Here is a 21,657-nt window from a genome sequence, read left to right on the forward strand (position 1 = left end):
AGGGATGGCGGGTGATGACACACTGTAGGAGCGAGCTTGCTCGCGATGGTCTCAATAGCGCCGCGTTTAGCCAGCAAACACGCGTTATCGTTAAGGATCATCGCGAGCAAGCTCGCTCCTACAGGGGTCGCCCGCAGTCGCTAGTTTTTCCGAGAGCCTTAGTGGCCTTCAGAGGCACCAAACATGGTTTTGGCGTAGATCAGGCCCAGACCGTAGGCACCACCGTTGGCAATCGAGGTTTTGACCGTTTCGTCGTAGGTCTCGCTGCGGGCCCAGTCGCGTTGCAGTTCCAGCAGGTATTGCAGCGAGGTCATCGGCCGGGCACCGATCTGGATCATGCGCTGCATGGCCATTTCATGGGCTTCGGTGCTGACGTCGCCGCAGGCGTCGGCAATCACATACACCTCGAACCCCTGGTCAATGGCCGACAATGCCGGGCCGACGATGCAAACAGAGGTCCACAGACCGGCGAGGACAATCTTCTGCTTGCCGATGGCGTTGACTTCCACGGCAATGCGCTCGTCTTCCCAGGTGTTCATGCTGGTGCGGTCGATCACGTTGTGTTCCGGGAACACCGCCTTGATTTCGTCGAAGATCGGCCCGGAAAAGCTCTTCTCGGCGACGGTGGTGAGAATGGTCGAGACCTTGAAGCCCCGCGCTGCCTTGGCCACCAGTGCGGCGTTGTTGCGCAGGGTGACGGCGTCGATCGACTTGGTCGCGAAGGACATCTGCGACTGGTGGTCGATCATGATCAGGGTGTGGTCGGTCGGGGTCAGCAGGGTTTTGCCGGGTACTGCCTTTGCAATGGCCATGACACTGTCCTTACGGGTGTGATTGAGGACGTGATGGTTACGTAGATCGGGTCGGGAATATTGAATCGGTGTGCCGTCTTTGATGACACCGAGGCGGGGCGGGAAGCCAACCGTCGTGTCGATATTCGTCTGGTACCGGAAAAGGGCGCCTGTCTGTCGTCGACCTGAAGTGTGTCAGGCTCTTTGATATCGACTGTACCGAAGCCATCACGAGCAGGCTCGCTCCCATAGGGATTTGTGTTTTCCATGCCGCCAATACGAAATGAGCGCCACTTGGGCGCTCATTTGTTCACGGCATTACGGGTTACTGCTTGTGCAAATCGCTGGGTTTCCAGGCCTTGTCGAAAAACGCCTTGGTCGGGCCGTACAGGCGCAGGATCACGAAGAAGCCTTTGCCCGGCAGGGTGCGAATCCAGTTCTTGCCTTCACCCGGCGAGTCCGGCCCGAAGTGCACGTCAATCGAACCGTCGGCATTCACCCGCGGTTTGTCCATGGCGTTCAACGACGGGAACGGCTGGCCGTTGTCCACACCCGAGGCGGTGATCGAGTCGTACACGGTCACCGACCAGAACAACGCCGCCGGAATACCCTTGGGCAGGTTCAGCGTGTAGGCATTGCTGCCTGAGAGGAACTCGCCCTTGGCGTCGACGAAGGTGGCGGGGTACTTGGCGCCGACGTTCTCCATGTTCACCGCCATGCCGGGGCTGGCCGAGTAGGCATTGGTGAAGAAACCGGTGCGCGGGTCGATGTAGTTGAAGGTGTCGGCGGTGAACGTGGCGTTGCCCGGGAAGACGTTCAGCCACTTGCGGTCCGGATACCAGGTGCCATTGACGACGATGGTTTGCGGGGTGTAGGAAGTGGCGTGGCCCATTTTGCTTGCAGTCTTCGCGGCCTTGTCGAGCAGGTCGCGAGTCGCCGCGTCCGGCTGGAACGGCTTGCCCTTGATGATGCCCAGGGCGGCGAGCATGCCGCGCATTTCCATGTCTTGCGGGTCGACATACTCATGGTCGATAAACCGCGAAAGCATGTCGAACGCGCTGCCATCGGTGGGGTAGAGCATGTTGACCGGGGTTTTCGAGGCGTTGGGGAACTCGATCTTCTTCGCCGTGGCTTCTTTGCCCAGCGGATAGATGCGCGTCTGCTCCATGAGCTTGACTGGTGCGTCGAGCTGTTTCGGGTCCTTGAAGAAACCGCGCCAGAACACAAACACGTTGTAGGTGCGCGAACGGTAGGTCAGGTAGCCCGGCGGCACGTCACCCTTGTAATCCGGTGGCAGCACCAGGTACTTGGCGCCCTTGCCTTTGTCCGGGCCGGGCAGGCCGACATCGCCGCACCATTGGCGACCCTCGATCTGGCCTTCGGAGCAGATCGGGCGCTGGAAGAAGTCGTCGAGAATGCCCTGCATTCCCGGCGGCACTTCGATCACCATCGGGCCATCCTGTTTCAGGTCGAGGTAGCCCATGGCATAGATCACGTCGGAGTTCGGCGTGGTCACCAGGGTCTTGGCATTGAGCCGGTCTTTCCAGATCGGCAGCACGTTGTAGCCGGCGCCGAAGGTTTTTTCCGAGCCTTCCTTCATGGCGTACATGTTCAGTGCCGGCAGTGCCCAGATGTAGGACTGCACGGCGCGCTGGAACAACAGCTCGTTCTTGAGCTGAGCCACGCCTTCGAGGGTTGGATAACCGCCGGCGAAGGGCAGATCCGCCAGTTGTTCATAGTGCGTGGCCGCCTGGGCGCCAAGGCTGACCGAAACGGCCAACGCCAGTGCGGTCAGCGTTTTGCTTGCCGCGTTCATCGTCGAAGTCCTTTCAATTGGTTTTCACCACCGCCGGTGGAGTCCAGTCGCCGTCGAGGGCATCGGCTTGCGGCCAGTAGGCGCGGATGTACAGCGAGAATTCGGCGCCTTTAGGCGAGGGCAGCCAGTTGCTTTCCTTGTCCTTGCCCGGTGATTCGCTTTGCACGTAAATAGTCAGCGAGCCGTCAGGGTTGCTTTGCAGGGACTTGTTCTTGGTGCCGATGGAGTAACGCTTGAGCTCGTTCGGCGAGAAGAAGTGCTGTTCGTTGTACAGCGTCAGCGACCAGAACCCCTTGACCGGCGGCAGCTTGCCTTTGGCGAACGTGACGCTGTAGCCGTACTGGCCGTTGAGGCGCAGGCCGTTCTCATCCAGGTCCTGGTAGAAGTACTTGGTCTCTTTCTGCTGATTGACGAATATGTTCGACCGCGCTACGGCGGTGCGGGTGAAATAGTCGGTGCCGAACGCTGCGCCGTTGCTCACCGTGCTCCAGTGATCCGGCAATTGCAGGCCATAGTTGCGGAACTGCAACAGCGGGTCGATCACTTCGCTGTCGGCCTTTTTCGCCTCGTCGATCATCGCGGCGCGCAGTTGCGGGTCGGCCTTGGCGATGGCCGCGAGGGCGGCCATTTGCGCGTAGCGGGCCTCTTCGCCCGGCAATGGCTTGGCGTCCTTGAGCAGGGCCGGCAGTTCGTCGAAGAACTTCTCCGGTACCACCCATTTGGTTTCGGCGTTGCCTTCAGAAGCCTGTGCCGGGAATTTCGGCAGCCTGGCCCAGTTGCGCTTCTTCATCTTGCCGTCGTATTGCGACAGCGGGTACATGTCGATGCCCGACAATGCCGGCTGCACGGCCTGGCGGTCGGCGGCGGTGTCGTCCTGGAACACCCGGGGGATCACGAACCCGGTGTTCGTGCGCGAGCGGTACACCCGTTTAATGCCGGGCGGCACCTTGCCGTTCCAGTCCGGGCCGACCAGCAGGTAGAAACCCGGTTGGGTGTTATACATTTTGCCCAGTTCGGCGAAGCTGTCGGAACGCAGGTCGACCACCTGATACACCCAGAAGCGGCCGTCGAAGTCCGGTACTTGCAGCACCACCGGCTCAAGGTCCAGGGCGATGCTGCCGGCGCCGTACACCACGTCCTGGTTCGGGCAGGCCACCAGCCGCTCGGCCGGGTCGATGTAGTCGCTGAGCATCGACAGCCGATTGATCGGCGCCACGGGTACGATGCCGCCCATCAAGCCGGGCTCGGGCAGGTCCTTGAAGGTCTGGCGACGATTGAAGATGTTGGCCATCGGCCAACCCCAGAAATACGCCTCGCGCGCCATCATGCGCACATAGGGTTCGGTCACTTTGGTTCCGGTGACAGGCCCCGCGACGGGTGCGACTTTGGCTGCTTCGGCAGCGTAGCCCGGCGTGCTCAGTGCGGTTGCCGTGAGTGTGCTGATGAGCGTCAGTGCGAAGAGGGCGTGGCGCTGGGGTGAACAGTTCATAAAGCGTCCTTACTTGTTGGCAGTCGCCTGATGCAGGCGAGTCGCTGACAAGATAGCTCATCTTTGCCGGCGTTTGGCTCGGCGTAAGGACTGGTGTGCATCGACTTCACAAAAAACGGCTGGTTAGCTGAAACGAGCCGTTTTTTTCGAGGCATTGCTTCTGGATACGTACGCGGATGTCAGATCGGGCTTAAAGGTGATCCGCGTCTATCACCGCTTTGGCAAACGCCCGCGGATCTTCCTGCGGCAGGTTATGGCCGATGCCGCCGGTGATCAGCCGGAACTCGTATTTGCCGGTGAAACGCTTGGCATAGTCTTCAGGCGCCGGGTGCGGTGCGCCGTTGGCATCGCCTTCAAGGGTGATGGTCGGTACGCTGATGGACGGCGCAGTGGCCAGTTTGTGTTCCAGCGCTTCGTATCGGCTTTCACCCTGGACCAGGCCCAGGCGCCAGCGGTAATTGAACACGGTGATGTCGACATGGTCCGGGTTGTCCAGCGCCTTGGCACTGCGGTCGAAGGTGGCGTCATCGAACGCCCATTTCGGCGAAGCCAGTTGCCAGATCAGCTTGGCGAAGTCGTGGGTGTTTCTCTCGTAACCAGCGCGACCACGGTCAGTGGCGAAGTAGAACTGATACCACCACTGCAATTCCGCCTTGGGGGGCAGCGGGTTCTTGCCGGCCGCCTGGTTGCCGATCAGATAACCGCTGACCGAGACCAGCGCTTTGACCCGCTCCGGCCACAGCGCCGAGACAATGTCGGCCGACCGCGCACCCCAGTCATAGCCACCGAGCACCGCTTGTTTGATCTTCAGGGCATCCATGAAGTCGATGACATCACTGGCCAGCGCAGCCGGCTGGCCGTTGCGCTCGGTTTCTACGGACAGGAAACGCGTATCGCCATAGCCGCGCGCATAGGGCATTAGCACCCGATAGCCCTTGGCGGCCAACAACGGCGCGACCTCGTCATAACTGTGAATGTCGTACGGCCAGCCGTGCAGCAGGATCACCACCGGCCCGTTGGTCGGGCCAGTTTCGGCGTACGCCACGTTCAGCAGTCCGGCGTTGACATGCTTGAGGGGGCCGAAGGGCAAGGGCGCCGCCTGCGTGGTAGCGGCAGGGGTCGCCGCTGGCTGCGTGGTGGCGGCCGTTTGCGCGTGGGCCGCGCCGAGCACGCCGAACAGAGTAAGCGCGAGGATCGAAGGGCCGACCAGGTGGCGGCGAGTCTTGCCGGTTTTGCTGTAGTGCAGTGCCTTCTTCATGGGATGTCTCCATTACCAGCCATGGGTCAGGGGTCCGGTCTGTGCCCCTTCAAACCTTGCTTGCATTGAAACGCGGCAACGTATCTGGCCTGTGTCCAATCGTAGGCCGGTTGAAAGTCTGTGTATCGAGATCTCGCTTTGACACACTGTGATACATAGACATTTAGCCTGAGCTTCTTTTCAACTCGATCGAGACACATAAGCCGCTCTTGTTCGTCTCATCCGAGAAACCCAGGCGCACGCGAGCGCCCGTACGCTCGGCGATGGCGTTGACGATGGACAAGCCCAACCCGGAGCCCGCTTCCTCTGTTCCCACGCTGCGATAGAACGGGTCGAACACGCGCATTTGTTCATCGGCGGTGATGCCAGGGCCGGAATCCTTGACCTGAAGGATCACGGTGTCTTGCGCCAGCTCCACCGACAGGTCGACACGTCCGCCACAAGGGGTGTAGCGGATCGCGTTGTCCGCCAGATTCTTGATCAGGATCAGCAGGTCCATTTCGTTGATGACGACCTGCACGTCTTCGGTACTTTCAACGCCGATGTCGATGTTCTTGCGTTCAGCCAGGGGCAACAGGTCCTCCAGTACCCGTCGATACACCTCATGCACCCAAACCGTGGTCTGCGGCCGCTCGGCGTTCGATTGCGCGGCGGCCAGGGCCAGCAACTGATCGATCAGCTTTCTGCTGCGCTCTATGCCGCGGGACAGCGGCAGCAGACGCTCGACGGCTTGCGTCGGCATAGGTGTGGCTTTCAGCCGCTCGGCTTGCAGCGACAGGGCGGTCATGGGCGAACGCAGTTCGTGGGCGGCGTCGGCGATGAAGCGACGCTGGGTTTCCATAGACTGCGCAACCCGCGCCAGCAAGCGATTGATGGCCACGACGAAAGGGCGGATCTCGGTTGGCAGATGGTGTTCGTCGATCGGGTGCAGGGCCTGTTTGTCCCGTCGATCAATTTCGTCGGAAAGGGTCGCGATGGGGCGAAACAGTTTGCGCACCAGATCGCCCACCACCAGCAACAGCACCGGAAACAGAATGAGAAACGGCAACAGGCTGTGCCAGGCGCTCTCGCGTGCCTCTTTGTCGCGAACACCGGTCTCCTGGGCGACGACGATGCGCTCGCCCCGGGCGGTGGTCCGGACCAGCGCGCGAAAGTCTTCGCCGGCGATACTCAAGGTCGACAAGCCATCGGCCAGCGTCGTGGGGAAGGGCAGTGGCAGGACGCTGTCGTCGTTGTTGTTGCCGACGGCTTGGCTGCTGTCAGCCAGGTATTGCACGATGACCCTGGATTCTTCGTCGTCGCCGGCGATTTTTTCGGCGGCGGGGTAGTGCAGTGTCATCTGTTGCCGATCGAACAGGACCGCCACATGACGCAGGGTTTCGTCCTGCATTTCGTGGGCCTCGTCGAGGGCCGAGACGAACGCAAATATCCCGGCCAGCACCGCCACGATCAGGATGGCCAGCGACAGCGCGACCGACAGCCGTACCTGCACCGAGTCGCTCAAGCGCTTTTTGAAACCATCCATCCCATACCCCTGACGTTCTTGATGACCTGGCTGCCCAGCTTGCGTCGCAGCGAATGAATCAGAAACTCCACGGCATTGCTTTCCACTTCATTGCCCCAGCCGTAGAGGCGGTCTTCGAGTTCGCTGCGCGAGAGGATCGCCCCCGGGCGGATCAACAGGGCCTGTAACAGGGCGAACTCGCGGCTGGACAGTTGCACGTCGGGGTTTTCCGCCGTGCTGGCCTGTTTCGACAGCAGGTCCAGCGCCACCACGCCGTTGTCCAGCAATGACTGGGCGTTCCCGCCGTTACGGCGCAGCACGGCGCGCATGCGGGCCAGCAGTTCGGCCATGTCGAAGGGTTTGAGCAAGTAGTCGTCGGCGCCACCGTCGAGGCCGCGCAGGCGATCGTCGAGGCTGTCCCGTGCGGTGATGATCAGCAGAAGCACCGGGTTGTTGCGGGCGCGAATGTTGTCGAGGACATCGAGCCCGTCCTTGCCTGGCAGCCCGAGGTCCAGCAGCACCAGGTCGTAGGGCTGGGTCTGCAGCGCCGAGAGTGCGGTAAGGCCGTTTTTCACCCAATCGGTCGCGTAGCTCGCATCACTCAGTGCGCCCTGGATGGCGTCCCCGATCATCGGGTCATCTTCGACCAGCAATATGCGCATGTCCCGCTCCGAAAAAAAAGGCGCGGCGGTCATGACCGTCGCGCCTGTATTGAAGCACCTGTACCGGCGTTTGTCCGCCCGGTTATTACGCGCCTTTCATCGAATCGAAGGCCTTCATCAGCTCGTCCATGCGGGCCTTGCAGTCGTTCTGTTGCGGATTGCTGGCGCGCAACGCGTCGAGCGCGCGGTCAATGGCCTTGTCCACTACATGCCAGTCGCTGGCTGCGCGAGGCTTGATGCCGGCTTCGGCCGAGTCCCAGGCGCTCTCCAGGTCCTTGATGCGGGCTTTAGCACCCGGCAGGTCGTTTTTATCGACGACCGTGGCAACGTCGGCGGCGATGGTGCGGAACTCGGACAGGTCACCCAGTTTTGAACCGGATTGGGTTTGTGCACTCATCGCACCGGAGGGCCCGCCCGCAGCGGGCTTGTCGGCGGGTTTCGAGCAGCCGGCGGCGATGCTGAGCAGCAAGATCGACGAGACAATGGCGACGTGACGAATGATGTTTTGAAAAGGGCGCATGACGATTCCTTGATGGACTATTAAGCGTTACTGAGTGACGGGTTTGCGGTTGCCGACGCTGATCTGCGCAACAGCGACCAGCAGGACGATGACGCACAGGAATATCGCGCTGGTCCAGGTGGCGCCCATGCCGAGGCCACCGTAGGTCTTGGCTTGGGTCAGCAAGTCGCCCAGAGAAGCACCGAACGGGCGGGTCAGGATGTAGGCGACCCAGAAGGCCAGTACCACATTGGCGCCCAGGCGCCAGGCCACCAGGGTCGCGGCGAGCAGCGCGGCGAAAATCACGGCGCCGAGGGTGAAACCCAGGCCCAGTGCTTCGGTGGCCAGGTCACCGGCTGCCGTACCGAGGGCAAAGGTGCAGAGTACGGTCGTCCAGTAGAACCATTCCCGGCGCGGGGTGACGATCTCGCGGATCGACAGGTTGTGTTCCATCCGGTACCAGACGAGAAAGTTGAGTGCCAGCAGGACTGAAAACACGGCGGTGCTGGTGTACAGGCTGACATCGAGAACGTCGGTCAGGATGTCGGTGAGCTGCGTCCCGACAATGCTCACCAGCACCACGGTCAGCCAGTAGATCCAGGGCGAACAGGCGCTTTTGCGCATCTGTATGAACAGGGCGATGGCCAGCAATGTCGCCATGCCGACACTGGTCCAGCCCAGGCCAAGGCCGGCATCGACAGCGAGGAAGTCCGCGCCGGTTTCACCCACGGTCGTGGACAGGATCTTGATCACCCAGAATGACAGCGTCACCTCGGGTACTTTATTGAGCCATCCGGCTGTAAAGGGTTTCATGGGCGGGTTGCCTCTCCTGAGCAGCGCCGAAGTTGCGCAAGGGAGACGATACGCAGCGAAACTTAGCTGAGACTGAGGAGCGGGGAAGTCGACCGGTTTTCTGGTACGGTTTCGAGCCAGAGTAAAAGCCAACTCGACTAAAGCACTATTTAGTTGAGCTAGTATCAAGCAGAGGTTCGATCTTGGGCGGGGAGCGCTTGCAGCATGTCACACATGTCACACATGTCACACATGTCACTGACTGAGCCAAAAAATAAACCGCCGTGTCCAGACTGGACGGCGCTTTTTCCCAAGCTTCATGTCCGATGCTAAACATCAGACGCCCACCTGGTTGGTGTCAACCTCGGGATCCCCAAAGTCCGTGACCCCACGGACAGCTCTGGTGCAGCTGCAGGTGCAGGTGCAGGTTGGTACATAAGGCCACAACGTTGGCCAACGAGGCATATACGCCGGTAGAGATGTCTCGCCCAAGCGTTACGACTAGCCTGAACTGGAGTTGCCCAACTTACGGCTACAGCACTGCAGGCCTCCAGATTACTCAGGGTAAGGTGATTGGCAACGCCTGTACCAAAGCGGCTATCCAGTTGCAGTCTGGAAGAAGAGGATAAAAATAGAAGTAGGCGATCGGGATCGTGTCAGTAATCTTTAGAAATGGAGACAGACGACGCTAGGAATCGTGTCAGCAATCGATTGAAACGGAGGGAGACACTGAAATCGTGTCAGTTATCGGTTGAAACGGAGGGAGACACTGAAATCGTGTCAGTTATCGGTTGAAACGGAGGTAGACGCTGAAATCGTGTCAGTAATCGGTTGAAACGGAGTGAGATCTCTGGAAAAAACTGGCAGTAATTGACTGAAATAGACGAAGAAACGGCTTACCAACCGTTTACTTCCGATTTTATCTGAATCTTTACTTCCGAGTACTATTTTTTAGTGTTCTCGACAACGACAGTCGGGGGTAATCTGGCAATGTCGTATTACGTGTAATGTATATTATGTTAAATCATGTGCTATGGTTGATCGAACTCCATTTCTTGTGACCGTTACTTAAAAATGATAAGGGTGGCAGGAAAAAATGATACCGAGAGATCAATAGCTTAGATGGCTGCTTTGATTACCCCCTTCGCTTGATTACTTAAATGGGATAATCACGACTTGCTGCAGCGCAGGATTACTTGGAACTGTTCAACGCGTTCTATCGGAGTTTATTCAACGAAGCACCTAGTGCGCGTTCAGCCTCCCAGAGCCTAGGCTATAAGCCAATACTGTTTCGCTAAAGTGTTTTGGAGGGGCGCCTACCGCCTGCTTGATCTTGCTTCGTCGAGATTGGTCAGGTCTTTTGCATCCGCGAGAGACCCCGTGAAGTTTGAAAGCAAGGATGATGAGATCCTACGATCGATGGTTCCGGTTTGCCTCTCCAATGTAATATCCGATAACTGTCAGACCCGGATATTGCATAAAAAACGTGGGTTGGCAAAGGCAACAAAGCGGCGAAAATCAGTGTGCGGAACGAATATATCCATGAGTATCTCGTGCGTTATCGCCGATCCCTGAAGCTCTCCCCCCTACCCTCACCACAAGAAAAAACGCCGTTGATTGCGACGCTTAAAGGACGCGGTGGACTGTCGGATCGATACGTAAGATCGCTTCTTCAAATGGTGTTTGATAAGGCACTGCAACGTATGCAAAGTGAAGGTTGGAGTGAAGATGAAGTCGACCAGCTTCGGTCTGCGTCCCTGCACTGGCTTCGCCATACGGCTGCCACGTTTGACGCGCCGCTTCGTGACATGAAAGACCTACATGCGGATTCCACGCCATCCGGCCACTCAGTCCACCAATATCCGGCCACCCGTTCCACGCTCATCCGGCCAGGCAGTCGGAGCGCAGCGCAGCGACGCAGGTTTGCAGGAATCATCATCATTCGAACAGAGGCTTATGTTACGAATATGTCGCACGTTAGATGATTCACCCTATCGTCCGCCAGTCTAGTATTACTCTTGGACAGACTTGCTTCCTCTCCCAATCACATCGTCCGCCCAGCTAATGGCCGCAACAACGGTCGGGAAACCGATCGTGCTCGTCAGTGAGAGCAACGTGTGATGGATCTGCTCTGTCGTGGCGCCCGCTTCCAGTGCCCGTCTGGTATGACTGTGCACTGCGCCCTCAGAGCGGATGGCCGCCGCGGCACTGAGCTGGATCAGCTGGACGACTTTCTCGTCCAGCGGGCCGGCGTGACGCACAGCTGCACCCAAGGCCTCCACAGCGCCAAAGTAATCAGGGTACTGCTGTTTGAGACGTTGGTACGTGTTGTGGTCTCTCTTGCTTTCCATCTTTGTCTCCTCGCGTTAGAGGTGCGATTCAGTTCTCGCCCTTCACTTCAGACAACGCTCTACGAGCTCCGCGGCGCTGGTCACAGGGGTTTCGCAGGTGCGATTTCGGCACACATAGGCGCTGGTTTGCCCCGCGAACGTCTGCCGGCCCACGCCGATGGGAACATCCTCGGCAAAGGCAAGGACGCGTGCCGGCAGGTAGCGGCGCTGCAGGCTCGCCACCAAGGCACTGGCAGCGGAACGTTCGCCAGCGATGACAATGCTGATTGGGCCTCGCTGTACGAAGTCCTGCGCCGCCAGGAGATGGGCGAAGCCTAAGGGATTCTGCGCGGCTGCGGCGCGGTACATCGTGAACACCTGCTCGGCACGCTCGCGGTAAAGCTCGCGGCCGGTTAGTTCAAAGAGTCGCAAGAAAGCGAACACGCTGGTCGAGGTGCCCGACGGCCAGGCATTGTCATGCGGTGCGCGTGGCCTGTGCACCAGCGGCTCGCCATCGCTGGGCGTGAAGTAGAGTCCGTCCTCCCAGAACTTATCGAGGATTCGCTCGACCAGCTGCGTGGCGCGTTCGAGATAACGCTGATCGAAGTCGCATTCGTAGAGATCGATCAAGGCGTTGGCGAGGAAGGCGTAGTCATCGAGGAAGCCTGGAACCTTGGCCATGCCCTCCCGCCAAGCCCGGTACAGGCCACCTTCGGGAGTCGAGAGTCGGTCCAGAATGAAATCGGCGGCGCGCCTCGCGGCGTCCAGGTGGGTTGTGGTTCCGGTCGCCTGGTAGGCGGCGCAGAGGCCCTGGATCATTAACGCGTTCCAGCTGGTGAGGATGTTCTCGTCGCGCCCCGGACGAATGCGTTGGGCACGCGCCACCAACAGCTTGCCGCGCAGGCCCGCCAGTTGCACTTCCTGCGCCGCGTCCAGTGTGGCTGCGCGATGCAGCACGGTGGTGCCATGCTCGAAATTGCCGGTGGCGATCACGCCGTAGGCCCGACAGGCCAGCGCGGCGTCCGGGTCGCCGAGGACGGCCTGCACCTGCGCGGGTGTCCAGACATAGTATTTGCCTTCTTCACCCTCGCTGTCAGCGTCCTCACTGGCGTAGAAACCACCCTCAGGGTGTGTCATGTCACGCAGGGTGTAGTCGATCGTCTCCTCGAACACGCGCCGCCAGGCAGGTTTGCCGGTCGCGCGATAGGCGTCGGCATAGAGCTTCACGAGCTGGCCGTTGTCGTAGAGCATCTTTTCGAAATGGGGCACGGCCCAGCGCTCATCCACACAATAGCGAGCAAAGCCGCCGCCCAGGTGATCGTAGAGCCCACCGGCGGCCATGCGATCGAGGGTCAGCTCCAGGGAGCGCAGCAAGTCCGGCTCGTGTAGACGCTGAAAGAGACGCAGGACGAGATCATGGCAGGCCGGGTTGGGAAACTTTGGTGCGTTGCCCAGGCCGCCGTGCACAGGGTCGGTGCTCTTGGCAAACAGCCGAGCAGCGGCGGCCGGCTGGTCTTGCTCCAGCGGCGTGTCGCCCTCCAGCATTAACGTCTCCAGGGTGCGGTAACCCTGGAGGAACTGTTCGACATTCTGCCGTAGCGCCGCGCGGTTGTTTTGCCAGGCTTCGCTCAGACCGCGCAGGAGCTGAGTGAATCCAGGCCGGCCATAGCCCTCCCGCGGCGGGAAGTAGGTGCCGCCGAAGAACGGCTCGCGCTGCGGCGTGAGGAACACCGTCAACGGCCAGCCGCCGCCCTGCCCCAGCATCTGCACGACTGTTTGATAAATGTCGTCGAGGTCAGGCCGCTCCTGGCGGTCAACTTTGATGTTGATGAAGCGCTCGTTCATCAGGCTCGCGATCTCCGGGTTCTCGAACGACTCGTGGGCCATCACGTGACACCAGTGGCAGGCGGCGTAACCCAGCGACAGGTGGATGGGCTTGTCCTCGTCGCGCGCGCGGCGGAACGCCTCCTCGCCCCAGGGATACCAATCGACGGGGTTCTCTGCGTGCTGCCGCAGATAGGGGGAGGTTTCTTTGGCGAGTCGATTGCTCATGGCTGGCTCCTCACATCAAACCGAGTTGCAGGAGGGCCGCCTCGGACATGCGGCTTTGATCCCAGGGCGGCTCCCAGACGATCTCGACTTCGACCTCTGTGACGCCGGGAATCGTCTGCACCTTGGCGCGCGCATCCTCTTTCAGCACTTCGCCCATCCCACAACCGGGCGCGGTCATGGACATCTTGATCTCGATCCGCTGGCCGCCGCCTTCGAGCGGCTGCGCCTGGCATTGGTAGATCAACCCGAGATCGACCACGTTGACCGGAATCTCCGGGTCGTAGACGGTCCTTAGCCTGTCGAGCACCTGCTGGATGTCGAAGGCGCCGCTGGCCGCCGGCTGGCCGCTCGCCTGGGGCAGCCCTCCCTGGCGAGCATCCAGCCCCAAGGCATCGGCGTCAGCGGCGGCGATCCGTGCCAGCCGGCCCCTGGCGATCTGAACCGTGAAGCTGCCACCGAGCGCTTGGGTCACCACCACGCGCTCGCCGCGCCTCAGCTGCAGCCGCTCCCCGCCCGGAATCAGGGTCGCCGCGCAGTCCCGCGTGAGCTCGATCGGCTGGGGACGGCCCGGCTGGTTCGGGTTGTCGAACTGAAAACCAGTGCCGTTGAGTTCATACGCGAAGTCGATGAACAGGCCATCGGCTCGCCCTGCGCTGACGGGATCGAGCAACAGCGTGATGCCGTAGTCGGTTTCGACGACGACATCGCCCTCGACACCGGGCTCGAAGAGCAACTCATGGGCGAAGCGCTCGTCGATCCTGAGTCGCACCGAGTCCGCGCGCCCATCCGCCAGGGCGGCGCCGAGGATCTGCTGCGCCGAATCGCTGAGGCGGATGTTGGGGATGGCTGGATCGGCAGTCATGGCTTACTCCGTCGAGACCTGTGAGCCGCCGCCTTCGAGGGCGCTGCGCAGCGTATGCCAGGCCAGGGTGGCGCACTTGACCCGCACCGGGAACTCCCATACTCCCGAAAGCACCGCGAGTTTGCCGAGCTCCGTGGGCGTCACCTTGGCGTTCGGCCCTTCGGTGAGCAGCGTATGCACACGGACAAAGAGTGCCAGCGCCTCCTCCGGTTTCTTCCCCTTGACCGCCAGGGTCATCAAGGATGCCGAAGCCTGGGAGATGGCGCAGCCGGCCCCCTGGAAGGCGATGTCCTCGATCACCCCGTCCGCAAGCTTGATATAAATCCTCAGCTGATCGCCGCACAGCGGATTGAAGCCTTCCGCCGTAGAGGTAGCGTCCAGGAGCTCGCGGAAATTGCGCGGCCGTTTGCCGTGGTCGATGACTACTTCCTGATAGAGGTCGCGCAGTTCATCGCCGCTCATCGGAACACCTCCTGGACCTTGGCCAGACCTGCCACCAGCGCATCGATATCAAGCTCGGTGCTGTAGCAGCCGAGCGAGGCGCGGGCGGTGGCGGCGACACCGAAGCGGTTCATCAAGGGCTGTGCGCAGTGGTGCCCGGTGCGAATCGCGATCCCCTCACGGTCGAGGATGGTACCGATATCGTGGGGATGGATGCCGTCGAGAACGAACGAGAGGACGCCGACTTTGTCCTTCGCTGTGCCGATCAGTCTGAGCCCGGGCACCGCCGCCAGCGCCTGCTGCGCGTAGGCCAGCACGCTCTGCTCGTGGGCGGCGATGGCCTTTGGTCCCAGCTCGCGGAGGAAGTCGATCGCCGCGCCGAGACCGATCGCGCCGGCCATGTTCGGCGTCCCCGCCTCGAACCTGTACGGCGGTCTATTGTAGACGGTCTTCTCGAAGGTGACCGAGAGGATCATGTCGCCGCCGCCCTGGTAGGGAGGCATGGCTTCGAGTAGATCGCGGCGGCCATAGAGCACGCCTATACCGGTGGGACCGTACATCTTGTGGCCCGACAGGGCATAGAAGTCACAGCCCAGCGCGCGCACATCGATCTGCAGGTGCGGGGCCGCCTGGGCGCCGTCGACCAGCACACACGCGCCCCGGGCGTGGGCGAGTTCGACGATGCGTTGGATCGGATTGACGGTGCCAAGCACATTCGAGACATGGGCGACGGCCACCAGCCGGGTCCTGGGCCCGATCAGCCGTTCCAGCTCATCGAGCAGGAGTTCGCCGGTGTCGTCGATGGGCGCTACCCGCAGCCGGGCGCCGGTCTGCTCGCAGAGCATCTGCCAGGGCACGATGTTCGAGTGGTGTTCCATGGCGCTGATCAGCACCTCGTCGCCCGCGCGGAGCTGAGCCTTGCCATAGGTTTGCGCCACCAGATTGACCGCTTCGGTCGTGCCGCGGACGAAGACGATCTCCTCGACGTGCTCGGCATTGAGGAAGCCCTGGACCTTGGCCCGCGCCTTCTCGTACTCCTCGGTGGCGCGCACCGAGAGGTAGTGCACGCCACGGTGCACGTTGGCGTTCTCCTTCAAGAAGAAGCGCGACATGGCATCGATGACCGCCTGCGGCTTCTGGCTCGTCGCGGCGCTGTCGAGGTAAATCAGCGGCTTGCCGTAGATCGTGTCTGCGAGGATCGGGAACGCCCGGCGCACGCGCTCGACGTCGTAGCCTGCCGCGCGGTCGAGCTGTTTCGGTAGTGCCTGGAGGCTGCTTTCGAGGTCGCTCATGCTGCCACCTCCAGGCCGCGCAGCTGCGCGGCGACCAGTAGCTCGAGTTGCGCTCGCAACGGCGCCAGGCTGATCAGCTCCAGCATCTCGCTGACGAATGCGTAGGTCAGCAGAGACCGCGCCGCCGCTTGGGGAATCCCCCGCGAGCGCAGGTAAAAAATCGCCTGTTCATCCAGCTGGCCGACGGCGGCGCCGTGGGCGCACTTGACGTCATCGGCGAAGATCTCCAGCCGTGGCTGGGTGTTTACCTGGGCCAACGCCGACAACAAAAGAATCTTGTTGGTCTGGCTGGCATCCGTCTTCATCGCACCCGGGCGCACTATGATCCGCCCGTCGAAGACCCCATGCCCATGCCCGTCGATCACGCCCTTATAGAGTTCGCGGCTGGTGCAGCGCGGCGCCAGATGCTCGATGGTCGTCTGGTTGTCCAGGTGCTGCTCGCCCCGGGGCAGGTACAGACCGTTCAGGGCGACCTCCGCGCCGGGGCCCTCGAGCACGATCCGCACCTCCTGCCGTGCCAGCGCCGCGCCGAGTGCCGAGGAGTGCGCGGCAAAGCGGCTGCCCTGGGCCTGGCGCACACTGAGCAGCGCGACATGGAACGCCGCCGTGCTCTCGTTCTGCACCTTGTAATGATCGAGTGTCGCGCCGGCCTCGAGCACGACCTCGGTGACGCAATTGCTGAGGTAGACCTCTCCCCCGCTGCCGACGTGGCTTTCCACTAAGGTCGCGCGGCTCCCTGCCCCCATCAGCACCAAGGCGCGCGGCTGCACCACCAGCGGCGTGGCGCCCGGGTCCGAGAGAAATACCAGGTGGATCGGTTCTTCGACCGTGGTGTGGGCGGGTATCTGTACCAAGGCCCCGTCCTCGGCGAGGGCCGCATTGAGCGCCGTGAAGGCCTGCGGCTGCGCACGGAACGCATGCGCGAACAGGGCTTCGAGCGCCCAGCTGTCGGCACGTAGTAGCGTCGCGAGTTTGGTCACCTGGGTGTCTGGGGGTAGCCCCTCGAGCACCGAGAGCTCAGCGGCGAAATAGCCATTGACGAAGACCAGCCGCGGGCCACCGTAGTCGCCAGCGAGCCGCTCGACGCTGGCGGCGGACAGGCGCCGGTTCATGGCCGGCTCGGCCGGCTGGAAAGGGATCGCCAGGATGGGCGCGACGCGCGTGTACTTCCACGCCTCGTCCTTTGCCGTGGGAAAGCCGTGTTCGGTTACCCACTGGAACGCCGCGCGGCGCAGTTCCTGCAGCCAGACGGGATGCCGGCCGTTGGCCATGGACTCTAGCCGGGCCAGGAACGTTGTGCTCTGCGCCGTATTCATGGCCTGACTCCGGGCACTGCCGACTCCTGCTCGAAGCTCGCATAGCCGTGCTTCTCGAGCTCGACGGCCAGGTCCTTGTCGCCGGACTGCACGATCCGGCCGTTGGCCATGACGTGGACGCGATCCGGGACTATGTAGTCGAGCAGTCGCTGATAGTGCGTGATGACCAGCAGCGCGCGATCCTTGCGCCGCAGCGCGTTGACGCCCGCCGCGACTATCCGCAGCGCGTCGATGTCGAGGCCCGAGTCGGTCTCGTCGAGGATCGCCAGCTTGGGTTCCAGAATCGCCATCTGGAAGATCTCGTTGCGCTTCTTCTCGCCGCCGGAGAAGTCCACGTTGACGGAGCGGTTCATGAAGCTCTGGTCCATCTCGACCAGCGCCATGCGCTCCTTGGCGAGCGCGAGGAAATCCAGCGCGTCGAGCTCCTCGAGCCCGCGCTGCTTGCGCACGGCGTTGAGGGCCGTGCGCAGAAAATAAAGGTTACCGACGCCGGGGATCTCCACCGGGTACTGGAACGCGAGGAAGATGCCGGCGACCGCGCGTGCTTCCGCTGGCATCGCGAGCAGATCCTGGCCCTCGTAGAGCACCTCGCCGCTGACCTCGTAGGTCTCGTGGCCCGCCAGCACCTGGGCCAGCGTGCTTTTGCCGGAGCCGTTCGGCCCCATGATCGCGTGCACCTCGCCGGCGTCGACCCGCAGCGTGATGCCCCGCAGAATTTCGCGGCCCTCGACGCTGGCATGCAGATTATTGATCTCGAGCATGCTCCACCCCGGGCCTCAGCCCACGCAGCCCTCAAGGCTCACGCCCAGCAGTTTCTGGGCCTCCACCGCGAACTCCATCGGCAGCTCCTTGAACACCTCGCGGCAGAAGCCATTGACGATCATCGGCACCGCGTCCTCCGCGCTGATGCCGCGCTGCCGGCAGTAGAAGAGCTGCTCATCGCTGATCTTCGAGGTGGAGGCTTCGTGTTCGACCTGGGCGCTCGGGTTCTTCACCTCGACATAGGGGAAGGTGTGCGCGCCACACTGGCTGCCCAGCAGCAGGGAGTCGCACTGCGTATGGTTGCGGGCGCCTGTCGCGGCCTTCTGGATCTTCACCAGGCCGCGGTAGGTGTTCTGCCCATGGCCAGCGGAGATCCCTTTGGAGAGGATGGTGCTGCGCGTGTGCCGGCCGATGTGGATCATCTTGGTGCCGGTGTCCGCCTGCTGGTAATGGTTGGTCAGCGCTACCGAATAGAACTCGCCGACCGAATAGTCGCCCTGGAGAATCACCCCCGGATACTTCCAGGTGATGGCCGAGCCGGTCTCGACCTGGGTCCAGGAGATCTTCGAGTGCACACCGGCGCACTTGCCGCGTTTGGTGACGAAGTTGAAGATGCCGCCGCGCCCTTGTGCATCGCCCGGGTACCAGTTCTGCACCGTGGCGTACTTGATCTGGGCGTTATCCAGCGCAACCAGCTCGACCACCGCCGCATGCAGCTGATTCTTGTCGCGCATCGGCGCGGTGCAGCCCTCGAGGTAGCTCACGTAGGCGCCCTCCTCGGCGACGATCAGCGTGCGCTCGAACTGGCCGGTATCCGCGGCGTTGATGCGGAAGTAGGTCGACAGTTCCATTGGGCAGCGCACGCCCTTGGGCACGTAGCAGAAGGAGCCGTCGGAAAACACCGCCGAGTTCAGTGTGGCGAAGAAGTTGTCGCTGTAGGGGACCACCGAACCCAGGTACTTGCGCACCAGCTCCGGATGGTTCTGCACGGCGTCGGAGAAGGAGCAGAAGATCACGCCGACCTCGGCGAGCTTGTGCTTGAAGGTGGTCGCCACCGAGACCGAATCAACCACGGCGTCCACCGCGACGCCGGTCAGGCGCTCCTGCTCGGCGAGGGAGATGCCGAGCTTGCCAAACATCTCGCGCAGCTCGGGGTCGACCTCGTCGAGGCTATTGGGCCCCGGCGTTTTCGGCTTTGGCGCCGAGTAATAGATGATGTCCTGGTAGTCGATGGGCTCGTAGTGGACGTTCTGCCAGGTTGGCTCGCGCATCGTCAGCCAGTGGCGGTAAGCCTTCAGGCGCCAGTCGAGCAGCCACTGCGGCTCGTTCTTCTTCGCCGAGATCAGGTGGATGACGTCTTCGTTGAGCCCGCGCGGTGCCGCGTCGCTCTCAATATCAGAGACAAAGCCGTACTTGTACGCCCGGCTGCTGAGTTCGCGGATCCTGGCATTGTCAGTGCTCATCGCTGACTCCTCCTGCTGCTGGCAGGACGATTCGATTGTTTTAACTATACTCCATCCCTAATTTAGCAAACATGCTCTTTATAAGGCATGAATAGCCTGTAAATTCAACATGTTAGAAAATACATCTAATAACAGGTGCACACAAAACCTGTAGGAGCTGCCGCAGGCTGCGATCTTTTTTAGGCCCCCTGCACTTAACTGACTGGCATCAGGCCGCGCCCTCGCCTTTTGGCGGTTGCGGCCCGAGCTCCTCCGCAGCGCTCAAGCATCCGCCGATTGCCGCAGCAGGATGTCGTCGCCGTCCACCCGGACCTCGAACTGCTCGACTCGATAAGCCGGTTCCGTGAGGCACTCGCCGCTGGTCACGTCGAACTCGTAGCCGTGCACGGGGCAGGTCACCACGCTTGCGCAGAGCGTTCCTTCTCCCAGCGGGCCGTCCTCGTGCGGGCAGGTGTTGTGGATGGCGAAATACTGGCCGTCCACGTTGAACAGCGCGACGGGCGTTCCCTCCAGGTTCACGGTCTTGCCGGTACCCGCTTCGATATCGACCACGCATGCGACCTTGACGAATTCACTCATGGCGCCACTCCAGGGTGCAACCGGCGCTCGTAGCAGGACGCTGAGCCGCCAAACTCAACAGCTAGACCGTCCCCCCTCGATTGTCAATAAGGCGGCGCACTTCTGCCCCCGGCTCCTGATTCGCCAGTTTCGATCGACGAGACTTGCGCACAGCAACAGTAGCGAAGCATGGCTGGAACGTGTTCTTCTGGGCCATGGACACCCAGGTGAACCCGGCCATCAAGATCGCGCTTTACGTGGCGATTTTCATCTCGCAGATTCTCTGCGGGTTGGCGACCGTGACCTCGGTCTCACGCATGATCTTCGCGTTCTCGCGTGACGGCGGCCTACCCTGCTCGAAAGCGCTGGCCACGGTCTCGCCGACCCATCGCAGCCCGGTGGCGGCGATCTGGACCGGTGCCACTCTCGCGGTGTTGTTCGACTGGGGATCATCCCTGGTATCGATCGGCGAAACGCCGGTTTACACGATTGTGGTCTCCTGTACGGTGATCTTCCTGTTCTTCTCTTTCATGATTCCCATCGTGCTAGGCATGTTTACCTTCGGGACCTCGAAGTGGCCGACCATGGGGCCGTGGAACATGGGGCGCGGGTTGTACTCGTTGTTCGCAATTCTCTCGATCATCTCAATGGTGCTGATCTTCGTCATTGGCATCCAGCCGCCGAACGTTTGGGCGCTGTACATCACCATCGGTTTTCTGATTCTGACGGCAATCGTCTGGTTCGCCTTTGAAGCCCGGCGCTTCCAGGGCCCACCCGTGGGCGACATGATCATGAAGCGTCAGGCAGAAATCGCAGCCGCTGAAGAGGCGTTGAATAGACAAGCTGGAAGCTAATTGCCATAGGCATGAAAAACAGGGCGCTGAGCGCCCAATGCCAGTCAGTTAACAAAAATCTACAGTTTGGTGATCAATTGTGGCGAGGGAGCTCGCTCCCGCTCGGCTGCGAAGCAGTCGTAGAACCTGCGATGCGTTCTACCTGAAAAACCTCAGTTGCAGATTTTAGGACCGCTTCGCGCTCCAGCGGGAGCAAGCTCCCTCGCCACAGGTTCTGCATTCGACGTCTCTACTCTTAAATGACTGGCATTAGGCGCTCAGCGCCCCGTTTTTCATGAAACTTAAATCCTCACCTCGTTTTACGGTAGGTGCCGATCAGCTCGGCCTGTGCCAGTACATGGCCGCGCATTGCGCTTTCGAGTTTGGCCTTGGTGGGCTGCTTCAGGTCCGGCAAGACGGTGTCCAGCGCGTAGAGCTTGTGAAAATACCGGTGGGTGCCGATCGGCGGACAAGGTCCACCGTAGCCGGTTTTCTGCCAGTCGTTGAGCCCCTGTAGCGTGCCGGGCGGCAGCGCGTGCAAGTCTTCGGGCAGCTCAGTCGTCCCCATGGGCAAGTTATAGAGTACCCAGTGGACCCAGGTCATCTTAGGGGCAGCGGGGTCCGGTGCGTCCGGGTCGTCGACGATCAGCGCCAGACTCTTGGTGCCTGACGGCACACCGCTCCAGGCCAACGGCGGAGAAACATCCTTGCCTTCACAACTGTAGATCGCCGGTATCGGACCCTGGACATGAAAAGCGGGAGAATCGAGCACGAGTGGCATGGCCGTTACCTCTTTTTGAAGTGTGTTTGACAACAGACTTGATTCCGCGCCCGCTGTTCCCGATAACAAGCACTTTTGCTGGCGAGACTGGTTCCTTGAGCACCACCCAATCTATAGCATCAATCACACGGTTTTGAGCAGGTGTTCGGCCAGCCG

Annotated in this window: 18 protein-coding genes and 2 pseudogenes; 2 read left to right on the forward strand and 18 right to left on the reverse strand. The window is 61.3% G+C overall.

Annotated features, from left to right (window positions below; genetic code table 11):
• Window positions 1–158: 158 nt before the first annotated feature.
• The 8 genes from KGA85_RS07980 to KGA85_RS08015 form a co-directional block, all read right to left on the reverse strand.
• A complete protein-coding gene (locus KGA85_RS07980; protein WP_046043338.1) occupies window positions 159–812 on the reverse strand; it encodes a hydrolase in 654 nt (217 codons plus the stop codon).
• Between the two features lie 304 nt (window positions 813–1,116).
• Window positions 1,117–2,607, reverse strand: coding sequence for a DUF1254 domain-containing protein (locus KGA85_RS07985; RefSeq protein ID WP_223453832.1), 1,491 nt, complete (start codon window positions 2,605–2,607; stop codon window positions 1,117–1,119).
• Between the two features lie 13 nt (window positions 2,608–2,620).
• On the reverse strand, window positions 2,621–4,096 hold the full coding sequence (locus tag KGA85_RS07990; protein WP_223453830.1) for a DUF1254 domain-containing protein: 1,476 nt from the start codon (window positions 4,094–4,096) through the stop codon (window positions 2,621–2,623).
• Between the two features lie 190 nt (window positions 4,097–4,286).
• Window positions 4,287–5,354, reverse strand: coding sequence for an alpha/beta fold hydrolase (locus KGA85_RS07995; protein ID WP_223453829.1), 1,068 nt, complete (start codon window positions 5,352–5,354; stop codon window positions 4,287–4,289).
• A gap of 163 nt (window positions 5,355–5,517) precedes the next feature.
• A complete protein-coding gene (locus KGA85_RS08000) occupies window positions 5,518–6,879 on the reverse strand; it encodes an ATP-binding protein (protein ID WP_223543042.1) in 1,362 nt (453 codons plus the stop codon).
• Window positions 6,855–7,520 carry a response regulator transcription factor gene (locus KGA85_RS08005; protein ID WP_223534881.1) on the reverse strand — a complete coding sequence of 222 codons (666 nt, stop codon included), beginning with the start codon at window positions 7,518–7,520 and terminating at the stop codon, window positions 6,855–6,857. The genes KGA85_RS08000 and KGA85_RS08005 overlap by 25 nt, the downstream gene beginning before the upstream one ends.
• 85 nt (window positions 7,521–7,605) lie before the next feature.
• The gene (locus KGA85_RS08010; protein ID WP_223453823.1) at window positions 7,606–8,040 is read right to left on the reverse strand and encodes a hypothetical protein; all 435 of its coding nucleotides are present in this window, start codon (window positions 8,038–8,040) and stop codon (window positions 7,606–7,608) included.
• 27 nt (window positions 8,041–8,067) lie between these two features.
• Window positions 8,068–8,832: a hypothetical protein gene (locus KGA85_RS08015; RefSeq protein WP_223532411.1), complete on the reverse strand. Its 765-nt coding sequence runs from the start codon at window positions 8,830–8,832 to the stop codon at window positions 8,068–8,070.
• Window positions 8,833–10,301: 1,469 nt separating this feature from the next.
• Here KGA85_RS08015 and KGA85_RS08020 point away from each other — a divergent pair.
• Window positions 10,302–10,640 (forward strand): annotated as a pseudogene (locus KGA85_RS08020) (site-specific integrase); the annotation flags it as partial.
• Window positions 10,641–10,823: 183 nt separating this feature from the next.
• On the opposite strand, the gene KGA85_RS08025 reads toward KGA85_RS08020, so the two are convergent.
• The 9 genes from KGA85_RS08025 to KGA85_RS08065 form a co-directional block, all read right to left on the reverse strand.
• On the reverse strand, window positions 10,824–11,162 hold the full coding sequence (locus KGA85_RS08025) for a carboxymuconolactone decarboxylase family protein (RefSeq protein ID WP_223534882.1): 339 nt from the start codon (window positions 11,160–11,162) through the stop codon (window positions 10,824–10,826).
• Window positions 11,163–11,204: 42 nt separating this feature from the next.
• Window positions 11,205–13,193, reverse strand: coding sequence for a thioredoxin domain-containing protein (locus KGA85_RS08030; RefSeq protein ID WP_223532462.1), 1,989 nt, complete (start codon window positions 13,191–13,193; stop codon window positions 11,205–11,207).
• 10 nt (window positions 13,194–13,203) lie between these two features.
• On the reverse strand, window positions 13,204–14,055 hold the full coding sequence (gene sufT, locus KGA85_RS08035) for a putative Fe-S cluster assembly protein SufT (protein WP_223453776.1): 852 nt from the start codon (window positions 14,053–14,055) through the stop codon (window positions 13,204–13,206).
• A gap of 3 nt (window positions 14,056–14,058) precedes the next feature.
• A complete protein-coding gene (gene sufU / locus KGA85_RS08040) occupies window positions 14,059–14,517 on the reverse strand; it encodes a Fe-S cluster assembly sulfur transfer protein SufU (protein ID WP_223453774.1) in 459 nt (152 codons plus the stop codon).
• Window positions 14,514–15,788: a cysteine desulfurase gene (locus KGA85_RS08045; protein ID WP_223534883.1), complete on the reverse strand. Its 1,275-nt coding sequence runs from the start codon at window positions 15,786–15,788 to the stop codon at window positions 14,514–14,516. The genes sufU and KGA85_RS08045 overlap by 4 nt, the downstream gene beginning before the upstream one ends.
• Window positions 15,785–17,104, reverse strand: a complete 1,320-nt coding sequence (gene sufD, locus KGA85_RS08050; protein WP_223532464.1) for a Fe-S cluster assembly protein SufD — start codon at window positions 17,102–17,104, stop codon at window positions 15,785–15,787. The genes KGA85_RS08045 and sufD overlap by 4 nt, the downstream gene beginning before the upstream one ends.
• Window positions 17,101–17,865, reverse strand: coding sequence for a Fe-S cluster assembly ATPase SufC (gene sufC / locus KGA85_RS08055; RefSeq protein ID WP_223453769.1), 765 nt, complete (start codon window positions 17,863–17,865; stop codon window positions 17,101–17,103). The genes sufD and sufC overlap by 4 nt, the downstream gene beginning before the upstream one ends.
• Window positions 17,866–17,880: 15 nt before the next feature.
• Complete coding sequence (sufB, locus tag KGA85_RS08060; protein ID WP_223453767.1) at window positions 17,881–19,329, reverse strand: Fe-S cluster assembly protein SufB; 1,449 nt, start codon at window positions 19,327–19,329, stop codon at window positions 17,881–17,883.
• A 261-nt stretch (window positions 19,330–19,590) separates the two neighbouring features.
• Entirely contained in the window at window positions 19,591–19,908 is a 318-nt protein-coding gene (locus KGA85_RS08065) for a Rieske (2Fe-2S) protein (protein ID WP_223453764.1), read from the reverse strand.
• A gap of 161 nt (window positions 19,909–20,069) precedes the next feature.
• On the opposite strand from KGA85_RS08065, the pseudogene KGA85_RS08070 reads away from it, so the two are divergent.
• Window positions 20,070–20,741: pseudogene (locus KGA85_RS08070) on the forward strand (amino acid permease); the annotation flags it as partial.
• 289 nt (window positions 20,742–21,030) lie between these two features.
• Here the strand turns inward: KGA85_RS08070 and KGA85_RS08075 are convergent.
• Window positions 21,031–21,501, reverse strand: a complete 471-nt coding sequence (locus KGA85_RS08075) for a YbhB/YbcL family Raf kinase inhibitor-like protein (RefSeq protein ID WP_223453762.1) — start codon at window positions 21,499–21,501, stop codon at window positions 21,031–21,033.
• Between the last annotated feature and the right edge of the window lie 156 nt (window positions 21,502–21,657).

It is taken from the genome of Pseudomonas sp. GL-B-12 (assembly GCF_019955895.1).
In the GTDB taxonomy this organism is placed as follows: domain Bacteria; phylum Pseudomonadota; class Gammaproteobacteria; order Pseudomonadales; family Pseudomonadaceae; genus Aquipseudomonas.

Excerpts from the sequence above, each read along its gene's own strand:
- KGA85_RS07980 (WP_046043338.1), bottom strand. The coding sequence starts at position 812 with ATGGCCATTGCAAAGGCAGTACCCGGCAAAACCCTGCTGACCCCGACC.
- KGA85_RS07985 (WP_223453832.1), bottom strand. The coding sequence starts at position 2,607 with ATGAACGCGGCAAGCAAAACGCTGACCGCACTGGCGTTGGCCGTTTCG.
- KGA85_RS07990 (WP_223453830.1), bottom strand. The coding sequence starts at position 4,096 with ATGAACTGTTCACCCCAGCGCCACGCCCTCTTCGCACTGACGCTCATC.
- KGA85_RS07995 (WP_223453829.1), bottom strand. The coding sequence starts at position 5,354 with ATGAAGAAGGCACTGCACTACAGCAAAACCGGCAAGACTCGCCGCCAC.
- KGA85_RS08000 (WP_223543042.1), bottom strand. The coding sequence starts at position 6,879 with ATGGATGGTTTCAAAAAGCGCTTGAGCGACTCGGTGCAGGTACGGCTG.
- KGA85_RS08005 (WP_223534881.1), bottom strand. The coding sequence starts at position 7,520 with ATGCGCATATTGCTGGTCGAAGATGACCCGATGATCGGGGACGCCATC.
- KGA85_RS08010 (WP_223453823.1), bottom strand. The coding sequence starts at position 8,040 with ATGCGCCCTTTTCAAAACATCATTCGTCACGTCGCCATTGTCTCGTCG.
- KGA85_RS08015 (WP_223532411.1), bottom strand. The coding sequence starts at position 8,832 with ATGAAACCCTTTACAGCCGGATGGCTCAATAAAGTACCCGAGGTGACG.
- KGA85_RS08025 (WP_223534882.1), bottom strand. The coding sequence starts at position 11,162 with ATGGAAAGCAAGAGAGACCACAACACGTACCAACGTCTCAAACAGCAG.
- KGA85_RS08030 (WP_223532462.1), bottom strand. The coding sequence starts at position 13,193 with ATGAGCAATCGACTCGCCAAAGAAACCTCCCCCTATCTGCGGCAGCAC.
- sufT (WP_223453776.1), bottom strand. The coding sequence starts at position 14,055 with ATGACTGCCGATCCAGCCATCCCCAACATCCGCCTCAGCGATTCGGCG.
- sufU (WP_223453774.1), bottom strand. The coding sequence starts at position 14,517 with ATGAGCGGCGATGAACTGCGCGACCTCTATCAGGAAGTAGTCATCGAC.
- KGA85_RS08045 (WP_223534883.1), bottom strand. The coding sequence starts at position 15,788 with ATGAGCGACCTCGAAAGCAGCCTCCAGGCACTACCGAAACAGCTCGAC.
- sufD (WP_223532464.1), bottom strand. The coding sequence starts at position 17,104 with ATGAATACGGCGCAGAGCACAACGTTCCTGGCCCGGCTAGAGTCCATG.
- sufC (WP_223453769.1), bottom strand. The coding sequence starts at position 17,865 with ATGCTCGAGATCAATAATCTGCATGCCAGCGTCGAGGGCCGCGAAATT.
- sufB (WP_223453767.1), bottom strand. The coding sequence starts at position 19,329 with ATGAGCACTGACAATGCCAGGATCCGCGAACTCAGCAGCCGGGCGTAC.
- KGA85_RS08065 (WP_223453764.1), bottom strand. The coding sequence starts at position 19,908 with ATGAGTGAATTCGTCAAGGTCGCATGCGTGGTCGATATCGAAGCGGGT.
- KGA85_RS08075 (WP_223453762.1), bottom strand. The coding sequence starts at position 21,501 with ATGCCACTCGTGCTCGATTCTCCCGCTTTTCATGTCCAGGGTCCGATA.